The sequence below is a fragment of the Sphingomonas crusticola genome, assembly GCF_003391115.1.
GTDB classification, from domain to species: domain Bacteria; phylum Pseudomonadota; class Alphaproteobacteria; order Sphingomonadales; family Sphingomonadaceae; genus Sphingomonas_I; species Sphingomonas_I crusticola.
The window spans coordinates 2,930,003-2,946,122 of sequence record NZ_QTJP01000001.1; the positions used below are offsets into that span (position 1 = coordinate 2,930,003).

Sequence of the window (16,120 nt, forward strand, 5' to 3'; positions counted from 1 at the left end):
GAGACCCGCGGTGAGCACCGACACGTACGCCGTTTACGCGATCCGCTACGGCCACCATGACCGCATGGCGGCCGAGAATCTGATCTATTCCGACGATCATACGACGCCGATGCCGATCGATTATTTCATCTGGGCGATCGTGGGCGAGACCCGCACCTTCATTCTCGACACGGGCTTCGACCCCGCCGTCGCCGCCCGACGCGGGCGGACGATGGTGCGGCCGATCGAGCAGAGCCTCCCTTTGCTCGGCATCCAGCCGGATACGGTGTCCAACGTGATCATCTCCCACATGCATTACGACCATGCCGGCAATCTCGGCGCCTTTCCCCGCGCCCGGTTCCACCTGCAGGAAGCCGAGATGCATTACTGCACCGGCCGCTGCATGTGCCACGCGGTCATGCGCATGCCGTTCGAGCCGCAGGACGTCTCGGCGATGGTCCACAACGTTTTTGACGGCCGCGTCCAATATCATGCCGGCACCAGCCAATTGGCGCCGGGCGTCACTCTTCACCTGGTCGGCGGCCATTCGGGCGGGTTGCAGATTGTCGAGGTCGCGACCAGCCGTGGCACGGTCGTGCTCGCGTCGGACGCCGCGCATCTCCACGCCAATATTGATCTGCGCCGGCCATTCCCGGTCCTGGTCGACATGGCCGATTATATGGATGGGCTCGAGATGCTCGATCGTCTCGCCACGTCGCGCGACCACATCATTCCCGGTCATGAGCCGCGTGTGCTCACCGACTATCCACGGATGTTCGCGGACTTGCCGGATATCGTCCGGCTCGACCTTGTCGGCCCCAAAAATGCGCGAGGGACAATCATATGACCGAGACGATCGGCTTCATCGGCCTTGGCAGGATGGGCGGGCCGATGGCCTCCCGCCTGATCGAGGCCGGTCACAAGCTTTACATCATGGATCCAAGCGATGCCGCCGCCGAGGCGCTGGTTGCGCGCGGCGCGGTCCGTGCCTTCACGCCGAGCGAGATCGCCGATGCGGCCGAGCTGGTTTTCTCCAGCCTCCCCAGTCCGGCGATCGTGCGCGATATTGCCACCGGCGAGCATGGTCTTATTCATGGCAGTCGGATCCGCCGCTTCGTCGATCTTTCGACGATCGGACAGGCGGCCTGCAAGATCATCGCCGAGCAGCTTTCGGCCAAGTCGATCGCCTTCCTCGATGCGCCCGTCTCGGGTGGCATCAAGGGCGCGCGCGAAGGAACGCTCGCGATCATGGTCGGCGGCGGCCGCGCGCATTTCGAGGAGCTCCGGCCGATCCTATCGCTGCTCGGCAAATTGTTCTTCATGGGGGAGACGCCCGGCTCCGGCCAGACGATGAAGCTCGCCAACAACATCATGGCGGCCTGCGCGATCGCGATCACGTCGGAAGCGATGGCGATGGGGATCAAGGGCGGTCTCGATCCGGCGACGATGATCGAAGTCCTCAACGTCTCGTCCGGCCGTAATAGCGCCACCCAGGATAAGTGGCCGCGCTCGGTACTGCCGCGCAGCTTCGACTTCGGCTTCGCCACCGGCCTGTCCTTCAAGGATGTGCGGCTGGGCGTCGAGGAGGCCGAGGCGCTGGGCGTGCCGATGATCGTCGGTTCCGCCGTCCGCCAGATGCTGTCGATCACCAACCAGATCTATGGCGCCGATTCCGATTTCACGGCGATGGCCAAGGTCGTCGAGCGCTGGGCCGGGATCCAACCCGAAGCACAATCCATCAACTGAAGATCCGGAGATCATCGATGAGTAAGGAAATCTACGATCGCGGCCTTGAAATCCGCAAGTCGGTGCTCGGCGCCGAGTTCGTCGAAAACGCGATCCGCAACGCCGACGATTTCAATCGCCCGCTGCAGGAACTGGTGACCGAATATTGCTGGGGGTGGGTGTGGGGCCGCGATGGGCTTTCCAAACGCGACCGCAGCCTGATCAATCTGGCGATGATCGGTACGCTCAATCGCGCACACGAGCTGAAGATGCACGTCAAGGGCGCGATCCGGAACGGCGTCACCCGTGAGGAAATTCGCGAGGTACTGCTGCAGGTTGCGATCTATGCCGGTGTCCCGGCCGGGGTGGATTCTTTCCGGTTGGCGCGCGAGGCGCTGGCCGAGCTGGACGCAGCATGAGCATGCCCGCAGCAGCCGATCTGCCGCGCCATCAGATGCTGATCGAAGGCAAATGGGTCGACGCGAACGGGGGCGAATGGTTTCCGACCGACAATCCCTTCCTCGGCAAGCCTTGGGCGATGATCGCGCGTGGCGACAACGCGGATGTCGATCGCGCGATCGCGGCGGCGGCGGCCGCGTTTCGCGGGCCTTGGCGCAAAATGTCGGCATCCGAACGTGGTGCGATCCTGCGGCGCTTCGGCGACCTGGTCGCCCAGAATGCTGATCGCCTCGGAGAGATCGAGACGCGCGACAACGGCAAGCTGATCACCGAGATGCGCGGCCAGCTGCGCTACATCCCGCAATGGTTCTATTATTTTGGGGGCTTGGCCGACAAGATCGAAGGCCGGGTCATCCCGATCGACAAGCCGGGCGTCTTCAATTTCACGCGCGAGGAGCCGATCGGCGTCGTCGCGGCGATCACACCGTGGAATTCGCCGCTGATGCTCGCCACGTGGAAGCTCGCGCCGGCGCTTGCCGCCGGCAACACCATCGTGTGGAAGCCGAGCGAATTCTCCTCGGCTTCCGCACTCGCCTTCGGCGAATTGTTCGAGCAAGCTGGTTTCCCGCCCGGCGTGGTCAACATCGTCACCGGCTTCGGTTCGGAAATCGGCGAAGCCCTCGTGACCGATCCGCGCGTCGCAAAGGTCGCGTTCACCGGCGGGGATGCGACAGGCGAGCAGGTTTATGGTCTGGCGGCCCGCGGTATCAAGCCGGTCACGCTGGAGTTGGGCGGCAAGTCGGCCAACATCGTGTTCGACGATGCCGATATTCCAAACGCCATTCGCGGTGTGGTTTCGGGCATTTTCGCCGCCACCGGCCAGACCTGCATCGCCGGATCGCGGTTGCTCGTTCAGCGCTCAATTCATGATCAGGTCGTGGACGGACTGCTTGCGCTCGCGCGCACCGCGCAGATGGGCGATCCGCTCAGCGACGCCACCCAGATCGGACCCGTCACCACGCCCGGCCAATATCGCAAGGTGCTCGACTATATCGACATCGCGCGTGGGGAAGGGGCGTCCTGCGTGATTGGCGGCGCGGCGGCGACGCGGCCGGAATGCGGCAGCGGCTGGTTCGTCGAACCGACGATATTCACGGACGTGAAGCAATCGATGCGGATCGCGCAGGAAGAGGTGTTCGGGCCGGTGCTGGCGGTGATCCCGTTCGAGGACGAAGAAGAGGCGATCGGGATCGCCAATGACACGCAATTCGGCCTCGCCGCCGGCGTCTGGACCCAGTCGATCCGACGCGCGCTTACTGCGTCCGAACGGCTCGAAGCTGGCACCGTCTGGGTCAACACCTATCGTGCGGTTAGCTACATGTCGCCCTTTGGCGGCTATAAAAGATCGGGCGTGGGCCGCGAAAACGGCATGTCCGCAATCCGCGGCTACCTGCAAGAGAAGAGCGTTTGGATAGACCTCAATGGCGAGGCTCCCAACCCGTTCGTGATGCGCTGATAGCACAGCGTTCGCAGATCGCGCGCTGGGGATGGCCGGCGCCCCTAATTTGCGAGCTCAGGGAGATGATCATGAGCAAGGTTCTGGTTCTCTATTATTCGAGTTACGGGCATATCGAGCAGATGGCGCAGGCTGTCGCGGACGGCGCGCGCGAGACCGGCGCCACCGTCGACATCAAGCGCGTGCCGGAAACAGCGACGGAGGAGGTCGCCAAGGCGGCTCACTTCAAGCTCGATCAGCCAGCGCCGATCGCAAGCGTCAACGAGCTCGCCGACTATGACGCGATCATTCTCGGCCTGCCGACCCGTTTTGGGCGGATGCCGTCCCAGATCGCGGCTTTCCTTGATCAGGCCGGCGGGCTGTGGGCGAGCGGAAAACTGAACGGCAAGGTCGGCTCGGCCTTCGCGTCGACCGCAACCCAGCATGGCGGGCAGGAGACGACCTTGTTCTCCGCCATCACCAATCTCATGCATTTCGGCATGGTGATCGTCGGCTTGCCCTACAGCTACGAGGCGCAGATGGGCCTGAGCGAAGTACATGGCGGCACCCCCTATGGCGCCACCACCATAGCCGCGGGCGACGGCAGCCGTCAGCCGAGCCAGATCGAGCTCGACGGTGCCCGCTTCCAGGGCCGGCACGTCGCGGAGATCGCTAATAAGCTGTTCGCATGACCGGCTGGTTCCGCTTGGCCGCCGCGACCCGATCGCTCTCCCGCACAGCGGGGCGAGAAGGACCGCGCGATCAGCCGACCTTCTTGTCGAACTCACGCACGCTAAGCACGCGCCAGATTCCTCCCTTGGTGTAGGGATCTTCCTCGCAAAAGCGCCGCGCGGTCGCCCAGTCCGGCGCTTCGAAGACATATAGGCCGCCGTTGACAGTGCCGGCGTCGCCCACCGTGGGGCCGGCCATCACGATCCTGACCAGCCCCGTCGCCGCATGGGCAAAATGGGCGGGCCGTTCGCGCGCCTGCGCTTCGGCCTGGCCTTCGTTCAGATCATACATCGCCGCAAAGTACATCCCAATCTCCTTTAACCTGTTTCCGATTGCCTCGTTGCGTCACCCAGCCCGAACCCGCTCCCCATAGATCTGGCGTAAATCTTCCTTGCTGACCTTGCCGGTGGAATTGTGCGGCAATGCGTCCATGAGGATCACGTCATCGGGAACCCAGAGCTTGGGCACGCGCGGCTTGAGATAGGCGATCACATCGGCCGGACTGAGCCTGGCACCGTCGCGCGATACTATGAACAGCACCGGCCTTTCCTGCCAGCGCGGATGCGGCACACCGATGACGGCAGCTTCGAGTACGTCATCATGCTCTCTGGCGGCATGCTCGAGGTCGATCGAACTCACCCACTCGCCGCCACTCTTGATCACGTCCTTGATCCGATCGGTGATGCGCAGCCCTTCGCGAGCGCTGACGGTGGCAAGATCGCCGGTGTTCATCCAGCCTTCCTCGTCGCAAAGCTGGATATCGTCCCGACCGAGATACTCGGTAGCGCACCAGGGCCCTTTAACCTGCAGCTGTCCGGGCGTGGTGCCGTCGTTAGGAAGCTGCGCGCCGCCGGGTCCGATGACGCGCAACCTCGTCCCGAAGACAGGCTTCCCCTGAGGAGCCAAGGCCTCGGTCGCCCCCGTGAGCACGTCGGGCCTCGTGGAAAGCATGGTAGCGGCATGCGTGGTTTCGGTCATGCCCCACACCTGGATGGTGCGCACACCAAAGCGGGTGAAGAAATCACTCATCATCGCTGGCGGCGGTGCGGCGCCGCCGCACACAATCCGGTTCAGTGTCCCGGGAGCACGGCCGGTGCGAATGCATTGATCAAGCAAGCCCATCCAAACGGTCGGGACACCCGATCCCACCGTTACGCCTTCCTCGCTGATGATCTTCAGCATGGTTTCGCCATCGACGGCCCGCCCCGGCAACACCAGCCTCGCGCCCACCATGGGAGCGAGATAGGGGGCGCCCCAGCCGTTACAGTGGAAAAAGGCCGCTGCCGGCATGATCGTGTCCGATGCGCTGACGTCCCAGCCATCAGCAGGTGCAATCGCCATCGCCGAGAGCAGGCTCCCGCGATTGCTGTAAAGCACCCCCTTCGGATCGCCGGTCGTGCCCGAGGTGAAGCAGAGCGTGGATGCCGTCCGCTCGTCGAAGCTGGGCCATGCGAAATCGGCATCGCCTGCAGCGAGGATGTCGTCGAAATAGCCTAGGGTCAGGCCGGACGGATCGGATTCGCGGGGCGGTCCCATGATGATGAAGCGCTCCACTGTGGTCAGCAGCGGTGCCAGTTCGGCTGCGAGCGTGATGCAATCAGGGTCCACGAATAGGAAGCGGTCGGCCGCGTGATTGATCGTGAAGGCGATCTGGCGCGCGGAGAGCCGCGGGTTGGCGGTGTGAAGCACCGCGCCAATACCTGGCACCGCATACATGAGTTCGAAATGCCGGTGGGTTGTCCACGCCAGCGAGCCAACCGTTTCCCCGGGATGTAGGCCGAGCTTCAGCAGGCCGCTGGCGAGCTTGCGCGCGCGCTGACCCGCTTGCGCATAGGTGTAGCTGAACCGCTCCGGCTCCCAGGCCACGATTTCAACATCACCGAAATTCTCCTCGGCGTGCACGAGAAGCGCGCTCAACAGCAGCGGCTCGACCTGCATCAATCCCTTCATCTCATTCTCCTCCCCAGCTGGCCTCGGACCTGGCCGCCGCTCTCCGATGAGAATCGCGGTTAGCATGTTCTGACAACGTGTGCAGTCATTTCTATATCGCTGCTGGAGCGCGCGTGCGCGCCAGCCCCTCCCACGATGCGGGAAGACTGCGTGTCCTTCGAAGGCTCTCTGGTGATTTGCATTTCGCGCGGGTTTGACTCGTTGCAGTTGACTCGCTCAATCTCTGCTGGCAACGTGTGCAGAATAACAGGCTCACGATGGCCGATAAGAGGGAGGTGGTAATGTCGATCAAAGGGGCAAAGCGGTCGCTGTTGACGGCCGGCGCATCAATGCTGGCGATGGGCTCGGCCTGCGCTGGAAGCGCGCAAACGACCGACAGCGTGTCGGCCGCGCCGCCGGCATCTTCGCTCCATGATAATTCCACCGGGCCGACTACCAATCCCGCGACCAACGATCTCGGTGAGATCGTGGTAACCGCGCAGCGCCGGGCCGAGCGTCTGCAGGATGTCCCGATCACAGTGACCGCGGTCACCCCGGCGGCACTCAAGACCTTTGCCCTTAGCTCAACCCAGGATTTGTCGTCGGTTGTGCCGGGCCTCGTGTTCACGCAGGGACTGACCAACGCCAATCCTTACATGCGTGGTATCGGGCAGCAGCTGGACGGTATCAACATCGAGCAGCCGGTCGCAATTTACATTGACGGCGTATATCTGTTCCAGCCCGCCTCTGCGATCTTCTCGTTCAATAACATCGCCCAGATCGAGGTGCTCAAAGGCCCTCAGGGCACCTTGTTCGGGCGCAACGCGCTCGGCGGTGTCATCAACATCAAGACCGAAGATCCCAGTCACACGCCGCTGGTCAAGGTCGATGCCTCGTACGGCAACTACGACACGATCACCGGCCACTTCTACGCGAACACCCCGCTGACCGACAATCTCACCTTCAACGTCGCGGCTTACGGCGTCGATCGCATGCATGGCTACGGTTACAATGTGACGCTGAAGAAGCACATCTATCAGTCGGAAGAATGGGGCGGTCAGAGCAAGCTGCGCTGGCAGTCCGACACCGGCACCGATGTGTCGCTGAACCTGCTTTACACCCACGTCGCCAACTATATCGGTGGGACCACCGGCGTCATCCCTGGTTCGCTCGCCGAGGATGGCAAGACACGCTTCATCGACACGTACACGGTCGCCGATCCGGTCGACACGAAGAGCCCCACCAACACCTTTATGGCTTCGTTGCATGTCCGCCAGGATCTAGGCTGGGCGACGTTCATCAACACCGCCGCATACCACACGCTTTGGGCAAAGCTTACCTACGGGGTGAACGCAATCCCGTTCGGCAGCGGCAAGGCGCTCACGATCGATCCGTTTCACCTGAAGGCGCACACGTTCTCGGACGAAGCGCAGCTCCAGGGCGGCACCGTCGACACCTTCAACTGGATAGTCGGGCTTTATTATCTGCACGACGTCAGCAAGAACACCTTCAGCCCCGCGCTCGACGGCTCGGAATTCTTCCATATCACCGCCAGCCTGCCGACCGATTCCTACGCGGCATACGGACAGGCGACCGTCACCGTATTGCCCGACACGCGCCTGACCGGTGGGTTCCGCTACACGCTCGACAAGAAATCAATCAGCGGCACTGCCAATCTGTTCGGCACGATCAGTACGCCCGAAAGCAGCGGCATCCCGACGCACAAATCGTGGGGCAGCCCGTCCTGGCGCCTGTCGCTCGATCATAAATTCTCGCCCGACATGATGGGCTTCGTTTCCTATAATCGCGGCTTTGCCAGCGGCACGTTCAACAGCACCGACTTCACCAATACGCCGGCGTCTCCCGAAACGATCGACGCTTTCGAGGCGGGCCTGAAAAACGAGCTTTTCGATCGCCACCTCTCGCTGAACGTCGCAGCTTTCTATTATTCAGTGAAAAACCTTCAGCTGGAAAGCCTAACGCCCGGGGTAGGACGAACCGGCACGGTGGCGCTGTTCAATGCGGCATCGTCCCACATGTACGGCACCGATGTCGACTTCACGATACGTCCGGCGCGCGGCCTGAGCTTGAGCGGCGGGTTCGAGCTGCTTCATGCCAAATATGTCGACTTTCCAAGGGGCGCCTGTCCCCAGCCTTCGCCCGCCGGCGGCAATCCGACCACCGAGATTTGTGACCTGTCCGGCCATCATATGTCGCGTGCGCCCAAGTTCATGGCGACGCTCGGCGCGCAATATACGGCGGGACCGGTCCTGTTCGCGATCAACGATGAGCATAATAGCGGATTTACCTGGGAGCCGGGCGGGCTCGTCCGCCAGAAGAAATATGACTCGCTCAGCGGCTCGATCACCTATTCCCTGCCCAACACCAAATGGCAGTTCCAGCTGTATGGGTCGAACCTGCTCAACAAGGCGATCTGGGCTTACGCAGCGGCGGCCAGCACATCGATCTACTCCCCCGGCGTGCCACGCGTGTTCGGGCTCAAGGTGAGCACCGAATTCTGATGGAACTGCGGTTCGCCTCCCTGGCTGCGAGGACGTAGATGTATTCGTCCCGCCAGACGATGGTCCAAGCGCCGGACGGGGTGAGGCTGTCGGTGCGTGAATGGGGGCGCACCGACGGGGCCGCCATTGTGTTCGTCCATGGCTGGTCGCATTCCCAGCTCGCTTTCTTGCGCCAGTTTCGAGGCGAGCTGGCCGAAAGCTTCCGTCTCGTCAGCTACGACCTGCGCGGGCACGGGGAATCGGATCATCCCGACACGCTCGACGCCTACAATCAGGGCACGATCTGGGGTGATGATCTGCGGGCGGTGATCGAAGCGCTGCAGCTCGAACAGGTAATATTAGTCGGCTGGTCGTTCGGAGGGCGCGTCATCGCGCAATATGTCCACCAGTTCGCCGCCGATCGCGTCGCCGGGTTGAGCTTCGTGGCGGTCGCTGCCTTCGCCGATCCGGATCAGCCGGTGCGGGGGCCGGATGCGTGCGGTGAGCTATTGCTGAGCTCCAACCTGGAAGACACGATCGCCGGCGCCGAACTGTTCGTTCGCAGATGCGCGCGCATCCCGCTCAGCGATGCCGACTTCGCGCTCATGCTGGGGGTGGTCATGAGCGCGGGCATGAAGGCGCGCCAGGGCTCCAGCCAATGGCGGGTCGATTATACCGAAACCTTTCGATCTCTCCGCATACCAACATTGGTCGTGCACGGCCGGCAGGACGGCATGACCCTGCCGCACGCGGCCGAGGCGATTGCAGCCAAGGTGGCCGGCGCCCGCGTCGCCTGGTTCGAGGCCTGCGGCCATATGCCTTTTTGGGAGGAACCCGAGCGCTTCAACGCCGAACTGAGTAGCTTCGCCCGTGACTGTTATGCTGATGGCGCACCCGTCGAGCGGCTTCGACGGACCAATTGACCGGAGGATGAGATGAATATGGCGCACCCTGCCAACGTCCCGAATGGTATTCCCAACCGGCTCCACCACCACGCCTGGGTCGTGGAAGATCAGGAGCGTACGCGCCACTTTTACGAGGATATTATCGGCATGCCCCTCCTCGCGACGTGGGTGGAGCGGACCGAGTTCCAGGGTACCGACCTGATCTACAGCCACACTTTCTATGGCATGAAGGACGGGGGCGCCCTCGCATTCTTCAGTTTCGCCGATCCGGAGGTGTACAAGCGCTTCGCCGCCAAGAAGCAGGAGATGTTCATCCACATTTCACTCGAGGTCGATCAGGAAACGCAGGACGCGATCCAGAAGCGTTGCGCTGATGCCGGCCTCGGCGGCTGGTCCTATGACCATGGCTATTGCAAGTCGGTCTACGTGACCGACCCGGACGGGCTGCTGGTCGAATTCACCGTCGATCCGCCCAACCTCGACGAGATTAACCGGGTGCAAGCGGATACCGCCCATGCCTCGCTCGCCGCCTGGATGGCAGGCGACTACACGCCCACCAACTTTTTGCGCCACGAAACCCACTATTCATGACCCCAGGCGAGGTAGGCGGCCTGCCGCGTGCAGATCGACCGGATCGGGCTTTGCCGGGGCTGTTCCCGACGACCGTCGTCGGGAGCTATCCCCAGCCCGGCTGGCTGATCGACCGCAGCGTGCTCACTGGCGGCAACGTGCCGCGCGTGAGCGCGCGCGGTTTCTGGCGTGTCGATCCCGACATGCTGGAAGAGGCCCAGGATGATGCCACCCGCCTCGCCATCCGCGACATGGAGCGCGCCGGCATCGACATCATCAGCGATGGTGAGATCCGGCGCGACAGCTATTCGAACCATTTCCTGCTCTCGCTCGAGGGCATCGATGAAAGCGATCCCGCGATCATCCGGCGCGAGACGGGTCAGATCAGCCGCCTGCCGCGCGTGGTCGGCCCGATCAAATGGCGCACGCCGGTCGAGGTGGCATCTGCACGCTTCCTCCAGCGCAATACCGATCGCCGGATCAAGGTCACCTTGCCCGGTCCGTTTACGATGTCGCAGCTCACTCACGATCAATATTACAAAGACCCCGAGGCGCTGGCCTCCGCCTTCGCCGATGCCGTTAACGCCGAAGCGCGCCTGCTGCAGGCCGAGGGGGTGGACGTCATCCAGTTGGACGAGCCCTATCTGCGCAACGCGCCGGACGAGGCAAGCGCGTTCGGCGTGCGCGTGATCGATCGGGCACTCGCTGAACTCACCGTCACCACCGCCATCCATCTCTGCTTCGGCTACGGCTTCCTCGCGCGAGAGGGGAAGCCCAAGCATTATACCTTCCTCGGCCAATTGGCGGACTGCCGCGCGCAGCAAATCTCGATCGAGGCCGCCCAGCCGGGCATCGATCTGGGCGCACTGACCGAGCTTGCGCCGAAGACCATCCTGTTAGGCCTACTCGCCCTGGATCCTAATGCTCCGGTCGAGACTGGCGAGCAGGTGGCGGCGCGCATTCGCGCGGCGCTGGCGCACGTCCCGCCCGAGCGGCTCATCCCCGCGCCCGATTGCGGCATGAAATATCTCGATCGGGCGACCGCCTTCACCAAGCTCAAGGCTCTTTCGGACGGCGCGGCCATGGTCCGCGCTGAACTGACCGGATCGGCATGACACATATTCTGGAGACATTATGACCATCTCGCTCAAGGACCGTGTTGCAGTTGTTACAGGTGCGGGCGGCGGACTCGGCCGGTCGCATGCATTGATGCTCGCAAGCCGCGGGGCGAAGGTTGTCGTCAACGATCTCGGCGGCGGCCTGGACGGCACCGGCAGTTCCAGTGCAGCCGCCGACCGGGTGGTTGCCGAGATCGAGGCTGCCGGCGGCACCGCCGTGCCCAATTACGACAGCATCTCGGAAGAGAGCGGCGCGGCCGCGCTCATCGACACCGCCATCAAGCAATTTGGCCGGATCGACATCCTCGTCAACAATGCCGGCTTCCTGCGCGACAAGACCTTCGCCAAGGCCGACATGGCCGACTTTCGCGCGGTCGTCGGCGTTCATTTCCTGGGCGCGGTCTACTGCACCTCGGCGGCGTTCGGACATATGCGTCAGCAAAAGCACGGACGCATCGTCATGACCTCGTCCGGCGCCGGCCTGTACGGCAATTTCGGCCAATCGAATTACGGCGCCGCCAAGATGGCGCTCGTAGGCCTGATGAACGTGCTCAAGCAGGAAGGCGCGCGCGACAATGTGCTGATCAATACGATCGCGCCGATCGCCGCGACCCGTATGACCGAGGCGATGATGCCTCCTGCGGCACTGCCGCATCTGAAGGCAGAGGCGGTTTCGTCGGCGGTGACTTACCTCAGCAGCGACGAATGCACGGTCAGCGGGCACGTGATCAGCGCGGGTGCGGGCTATTTCGCCCGGGCGGCGATGATGGAGGGGGCAGGCGTCTTCATGGACGACGCCGACGCCGCCGATCCGGACGCGGTGGCGGCTGCCTATGAGCGGATCGCCGATCTCTCGCATGCCGAGCCGTTCGCGTCCGCGCCGGACTATATCACCAAGGCGCTCGCCCGCTTCGAACCGGCGGAGACGCACTGATGGCCGATTTCGAGGGATCGGTCGCCGACGGCATTGCACGCGCGGTCCTGAACCGGCCGGAATCCCTCAACGCCTTTTCGGACGGCATGCGCGACCAATTCATCGCTTTCCTGCTGCGTGTCGAGCGTGATCCGGCCGTGCGCTGCCTGGTGCTGTCGGGTGCAGGCGGCAATTTCATGGCGGGCGGCGACGTGAAGAGTTTCGTTGAAAGCTTCGCGCTTCCGCCGGAGGACCGCAGCGCCTTTTTCGAGGCGACCTGCCAGAAGATGAACCCGATCATCATGTTGCTGCGGCGCCTGCCCAAGCCGGTCATCGCCAGCGTAAGCGGGGCTTGCGCCGGACTCGGCGTGAGCTTCGTCCTCGCATCCGATCTCGCAATTGCGGCCGACGACGCCTTCTTTTCACTGGCTTATTCGCGGATCGGGACGACGCCCGACGGCGGCGCCACCTATTTCCTACCGCACGCGGTCGGCATGAAGCGCGCGGCCGAGCTCGCTTTCCTAAGCGAACGGATCGATGCCTCGGCAGCGCGCGAATACGGCCTGATCAACCGGGTTGTCCCTGCAGGGGCTTTGGCAGAGGAAACCGAAAAGCTCGCGCGCAAGCTGGCCGACGGCGCCACCGCCGCCATCGCGCGTACCAAGGCCTTGCTGATCCAGGCTTCAGGCGAGGATCTCGAACGGCAGCTACAAGCTGAAGCGGTGAATTTCGCCGCCTCCACCCTTTCCCCCGACATGAGCGAGGGCATCACGGCATTCGTCGAAAAGCGCCGGCCCGTATTCGGCGGCCGCTGACGCAGACTGGCCTGCCTCCTTCGTTTTATTTTGGAGTGATTTAGATGAGCTGGGAGCCGGAGATTGCGGAGCTTCGCCGACGCGAAGCGCTCGCCCAGCGTATGGGCGGCGAAGAGAAGGTCGAGCGCCAGCATAGCAATGGCAAGCTGACTGTCCGCGAGCGGATTGACCGGCTGCTCGATGCCGGCAGCTTTCACGAGATCGGCGCGATCGCGGGCAAGGCAACCTATGATGACGTCGGCAATCTGATCGATCTGCTGCCCGCCAACTTCGTGATGGGCCGCGGCCGTATCGATGAGCGGCCCGTGGTCGTCGGCGGCGACGATTTCACGGTGCGCGGTGGCGCGATGGATGCCGCGATCGGCAGCAAGCAGGTCTTCGCCGAGCAGATGGCGAACGAACTCGAGATTCCGCTTGTGCGGCTGGTTGACGGTACGGGGGGCGGCGGGTCGGTCAAGACGATCGAAATCGATGGCCGCACTTACGTTCCTTACAACCAGGGCTGGGACTGGGTGGTCGACAACCTCGCCAAGGTCCCCGTCGTAAGTCTCGGTCTCGGCTCTGTCGCGGGCCTCGGATCCACCCGACTGGTCTCCAGCCATTATTCGATCATGGTGCGCGAAACGTCGCAGATGTTCATCGCCGGTCCCGCCTTGGTTGCACGCTTGGGGCAAACCTTCACCAAGGAAGAGCTGGGCGGCAGCGAAGTCCATGCCAAGGCCGGCGCCATCGACGACGTCGTCGACAGCGAAGACGAAGCGTTCGCCCGCGCGCGCCGGTTTCTTTCGTATCTCCCGCCGAACGTATTCCAACTCCCGCCGCGGAGCGAACCCACCGACCCGTCGGATCGCGCCGACGATTGGCTGATCGGGGCGATCCCACGCGATCGTCGCAAGGTCTATGACATGCGCGCGATCCTGCGGTCGGTGCTGGATGGCGACAGCTTTTTCGAGATGGGGCGGCGCTATGGCGGTTCGACCATTACCGGGCTGGCGCGGCTGGATGGTTGGCCGGTCGCCATCGTCGCCAGCGATCCGCGTGTCTATGGCGGTGGCTGGACAACTGACTCGGCGATCAAGCTGACCCGCTTCATCGATTTTGCGGCGACGTTCCATCTGCCGGTCGTAAATTTCACCGACGTCCCCGGCTTCGTCATCGGCCAGCAAGCCGAACAAGCAGGAACGATCCGGCATGGTTCACGCGCGCTGGCGGCTCTTTACCAAGCCGATGTGCCATGGTGTACCGTCATCGTCCGTCGGGCTTTCGGCGTGGCAGGCGCGGCTCATGCGAACCACGTGCGAATGCATTACCGCTACGCATGGCCATCCGCCGACTGGGGCTCGCTGCCGGTTGAGGGCGGGATCGAGGCCGCCTATCGGGCGGAACTTAGCGAAGCTCAGGATCCCGCCGCCAAGCTCGCCGAAATCGAGGCGCGGCTGAACGTCTATCGCTCGCCGTTCCGCACTGCAGATGCCTTTCTTGCAGAGGAAATCATCGACCCGCGTCACACGCGCAAGCTGATTTGCGAGTTCGCGAATTTGGCCGCGCCACTCCGGCGGCCGGGTAGAAACAAGAACGCATTCCGCCCGTGACAAGTCTCCCAGCTGCCCGCCCGCCCCGTTGAGCGGGATATATAAAGCGTTCTCCCGTCCGCTCAGAGGGCGAGCTTGGCCAAAGCATCCGCCGCTATCGACTGGATCAAGTGACCGTAGTGCCGTTCGATCATCTCGGCGCTGGTGTCGCTGATCTGGCCAACGGTCAATAGTGACAGTCCGCCAATCACCAGGTCGGTGATAGTACTGTGCCTGAGCGTGTAGGCGGTGGTGTTCGGCGGGAGCCCAGCACGTCGCGCTGCCTCAGCGATCGGGCCTTTCCACGAATTTTTGTCCCAGGCCTGCCCGTTTCGACGAATGAAAAGTGGCTCCTCTACGGGGCGGCCCTTTGCGTGCGACCCCAGAAGCGTCGAAACTCCTTGGGGCGTTACAATGCGACGAGGCTTGCCGCTTTTATCCTTTCCGATCGTCAGCTCGGCAGTGCGCAGGTCGAAATCCGATACTCTCAGCTTTGCGACCGCGCCCGGTCGCAGCGGCAAAAGGCACAGCGTTCTGACGAACGGTTCCGCTTCCTCATCAACCTCGGCCAACAGCGAGCGTCGCTGCTCGCGGTCCAGATAAAGCGTTCTTTGCCGATCGGCATTTCTGATCGGTCTGATCGCTTCCTGCCAAGCAGCCTCCGTATCGGGAATGCCGTGGGGGAGGACCCGATTAAGCGCCGCCCGTAACATTGCCATGTCACGGTTAACGGACGCCGGTGCCCGAGGCCGCATGGTCATCCGACCATCTTTGCGCCGACTAATCTGCGATGGCTTGTCCTCCAGCCGTTGCCGCCAGGCCGCCAGATGATGCCGGCGCAGCTTCCTTAACTTAACTTTGGCGATTGGATCGCTGTAAATATGCCGCTTGAAGCGGCTCACAATTTCAACATTCGCCAAAGCGTAGCGTTGGCACGCCTCGGCAACCGTCTCTATCGTCTGCTCGGCGATACCACCAGTTTCCACCAGATCGGCAAATGCTTCGGCCTCTTTCTTGGCGAGCGCGAACTGATCGCGCGCAGGAATCGCGCCAAAGTCGCCCAGTGCCTTGAGACGATAGCTGCGGTCGTCCTCGGAATAAGCGCGCGCGATCCAGGTGCCACTGCCCTCGCGCGCGGAAGGCCGATATCCGATGAAACAGCCCGGACGCAGACGCTGCCAATGCGGCTCACGCCGGGCAGGAAGAGCCTCCCGCTCCTTCACCTTGCTCAAGTCCCGCGCCATGATGGCCCACTCGCCGTTCCGTACGGAAAAGTACGGAAACATAGTCGGAAAAACGTGGTTCCCCTCGTGCAAAAAGTCAAGGAATCCGCCGTTTTGATGTCCGTTGTCGTCTGGCATCCCCTGATTTCCCGTGCGCCTGCGGGCAGAGGCCAAGGGTTCGGATCCCTTCGGCTGCGCCACGTCTCAACGCCTAGCCACCGACCTGCGGTTCGCAATGCGGGCTC

The 16,120-nt window shown here is 63.1% G+C and carries 15 protein-coding genes; 12 read left to right on the forward strand and 3 right to left on the reverse strand.

What is annotated here, in order from left to right:
• The first annotated feature begins 10 nt into the window (after positions 1 to 10).
• From DX905_RS13885 to wrbA, 5 genes are all read left to right on the forward strand, one after another.
• On the forward strand, positions 11 to 826 hold the full coding sequence (locus DX905_RS13885) for an N-acyl homoserine lactonase family protein (protein WP_240320854.1): 816 nt from the start codon (positions 11 to 13) through the stop codon (positions 824 to 826).
• Positions 823 to 1,725: an NAD(P)-dependent oxidoreductase gene (locus DX905_RS13890; RefSeq protein WP_116091878.1), complete on the forward strand. Its 903-nt coding sequence runs from the start codon at positions 823 to 825 to the stop codon at positions 1,723 to 1,725. Before DX905_RS13885 ends, DX905_RS13890 begins: the two co-directional genes overlap by 4 nt.
• Before the next feature lie 17 nt (positions 1,726 to 1,742).
• Positions 1,743 to 2,123 carry a carboxymuconolactone decarboxylase family protein gene (locus DX905_RS13895; RefSeq protein WP_116091879.1) on the forward strand — a complete coding sequence of 127 codons (381 nt, stop codon included), beginning with the start codon at positions 1,743 to 1,745 and terminating at the stop codon, positions 2,121 to 2,123.
• Complete coding sequence (locus tag DX905_RS13900) at positions 2,120 to 3,619, forward strand: aldehyde dehydrogenase (protein WP_240320855.1); 1,500 nt, start codon at positions 2,120 to 2,122, stop codon at positions 3,617 to 3,619. The genes DX905_RS13895 and DX905_RS13900 overlap by 4 nt, the downstream gene beginning before the upstream one ends.
• Positions 3,620 to 3,690: 71 nt before the next feature.
• Positions 3,691 to 4,290, forward strand: coding sequence for an NAD(P)H:quinone oxidoreductase (wrbA, locus tag DX905_RS13905; RefSeq protein WP_116092568.1), 600 nt, complete (start codon positions 3,691 to 3,693; stop codon positions 4,288 to 4,290).
• Between the two features lie 70 nt (positions 4,291 to 4,360).
• Here the strand turns inward: wrbA and DX905_RS13910 are convergent, their stop codons facing one another.
• On the reverse strand, positions 4,361 to 4,636 hold the full coding sequence (locus DX905_RS13910; protein ID WP_116091880.1) for a YciI family protein: 276 nt from the start codon (positions 4,634 to 4,636) through the stop codon (positions 4,361 to 4,363).
• 39 nt (positions 4,637 to 4,675) lie between these two features.
• Positions 4,676 to 6,268: a long-chain fatty acid--CoA ligase gene (locus DX905_RS13915; protein ID WP_240320968.1), complete on the reverse strand. Its 1,593-nt coding sequence runs from the start codon at positions 6,266 to 6,268 to the stop codon at positions 4,676 to 4,678.
• Between the two features lie 269 nt (positions 6,269 to 6,537).
• On the opposite strand from DX905_RS13915, the gene DX905_RS13920 reads away from it, so the two are divergent.
• Genes DX905_RS13920 through DX905_RS13950 form a run of 7 tightly spaced genes read left to right on the forward strand, consistent with a single transcriptional unit; the run spans position 6,538 to position 14,673 of the window.
• Positions 6,538 to 8,781, forward strand: coding sequence for a TonB-dependent receptor (locus tag DX905_RS13920; protein WP_116091882.1), 2,244 nt, complete (start codon positions 6,538 to 6,540; stop codon positions 8,779 to 8,781).
• Positions 8,782 to 8,819: 38 nt separating this feature from the next.
• Entirely contained in the window at positions 8,820 to 9,683 is an 864-nt protein-coding gene (locus DX905_RS13925) for an alpha/beta fold hydrolase (protein WP_116091883.1), read from the forward strand.
• 18 nt (positions 9,684 to 9,701) lie between these two features.
• Positions 9,702 to 10,256: a VOC family protein gene (locus DX905_RS13930; protein ID WP_116092569.1), complete on the forward strand. Its 555-nt coding sequence runs from the start codon at positions 9,702 to 9,704 to the stop codon at positions 10,254 to 10,256.
• 50 nt (positions 10,257 to 10,306) lie between these two features.
• Positions 10,307 to 11,350 (forward strand): uroporphyrinogen decarboxylase/cobalamine-independent methonine synthase family protein, encoded by a 1,044-nt coding sequence (locus DX905_RS13935; protein ID WP_116092570.1) that lies wholly within the window; start codon positions 10,307 to 10,309, stop codon positions 11,348 to 11,350.
• A 19-nt stretch (positions 11,351 to 11,369) separates the two neighbouring features.
• A complete protein-coding gene (locus DX905_RS13940; RefSeq protein WP_116091884.1) occupies positions 11,370 to 12,287 on the forward strand; it encodes an SDR family NAD(P)-dependent oxidoreductase in 918 nt (305 codons plus the stop codon).
• Complete coding sequence (locus DX905_RS13945) at positions 12,287 to 13,081, forward strand: enoyl-CoA hydratase/isomerase family protein (protein ID WP_116091885.1); 795 nt, start codon at positions 12,287 to 12,289, stop codon at positions 13,079 to 13,081. Before DX905_RS13940 ends, DX905_RS13945 begins: the two co-directional genes overlap by 1 nt.
• A gap of 44 nt (positions 13,082 to 13,125) precedes the next feature.
• Positions 13,126 to 14,673, forward strand: a complete 1,548-nt coding sequence (locus tag DX905_RS13950; protein WP_116091886.1) for an acyl-CoA carboxylase subunit beta — start codon at positions 13,126 to 13,128, stop codon at positions 14,671 to 14,673.
• A gap of 62 nt (positions 14,674 to 14,735) precedes the next feature.
• Here DX905_RS13950 and DX905_RS13955 read toward each other — a convergent pair whose 3' ends face one another.
• On the reverse strand, positions 14,736 to 16,076 hold the full coding sequence (locus DX905_RS13955; RefSeq protein WP_240320856.1) for a tyrosine-type recombinase/integrase: 1,341 nt from the start codon (positions 16,074 to 16,076) through the stop codon (positions 14,736 to 14,738).
• Positions 16,077 to 16,120 lie beyond the last annotated feature (44 nt).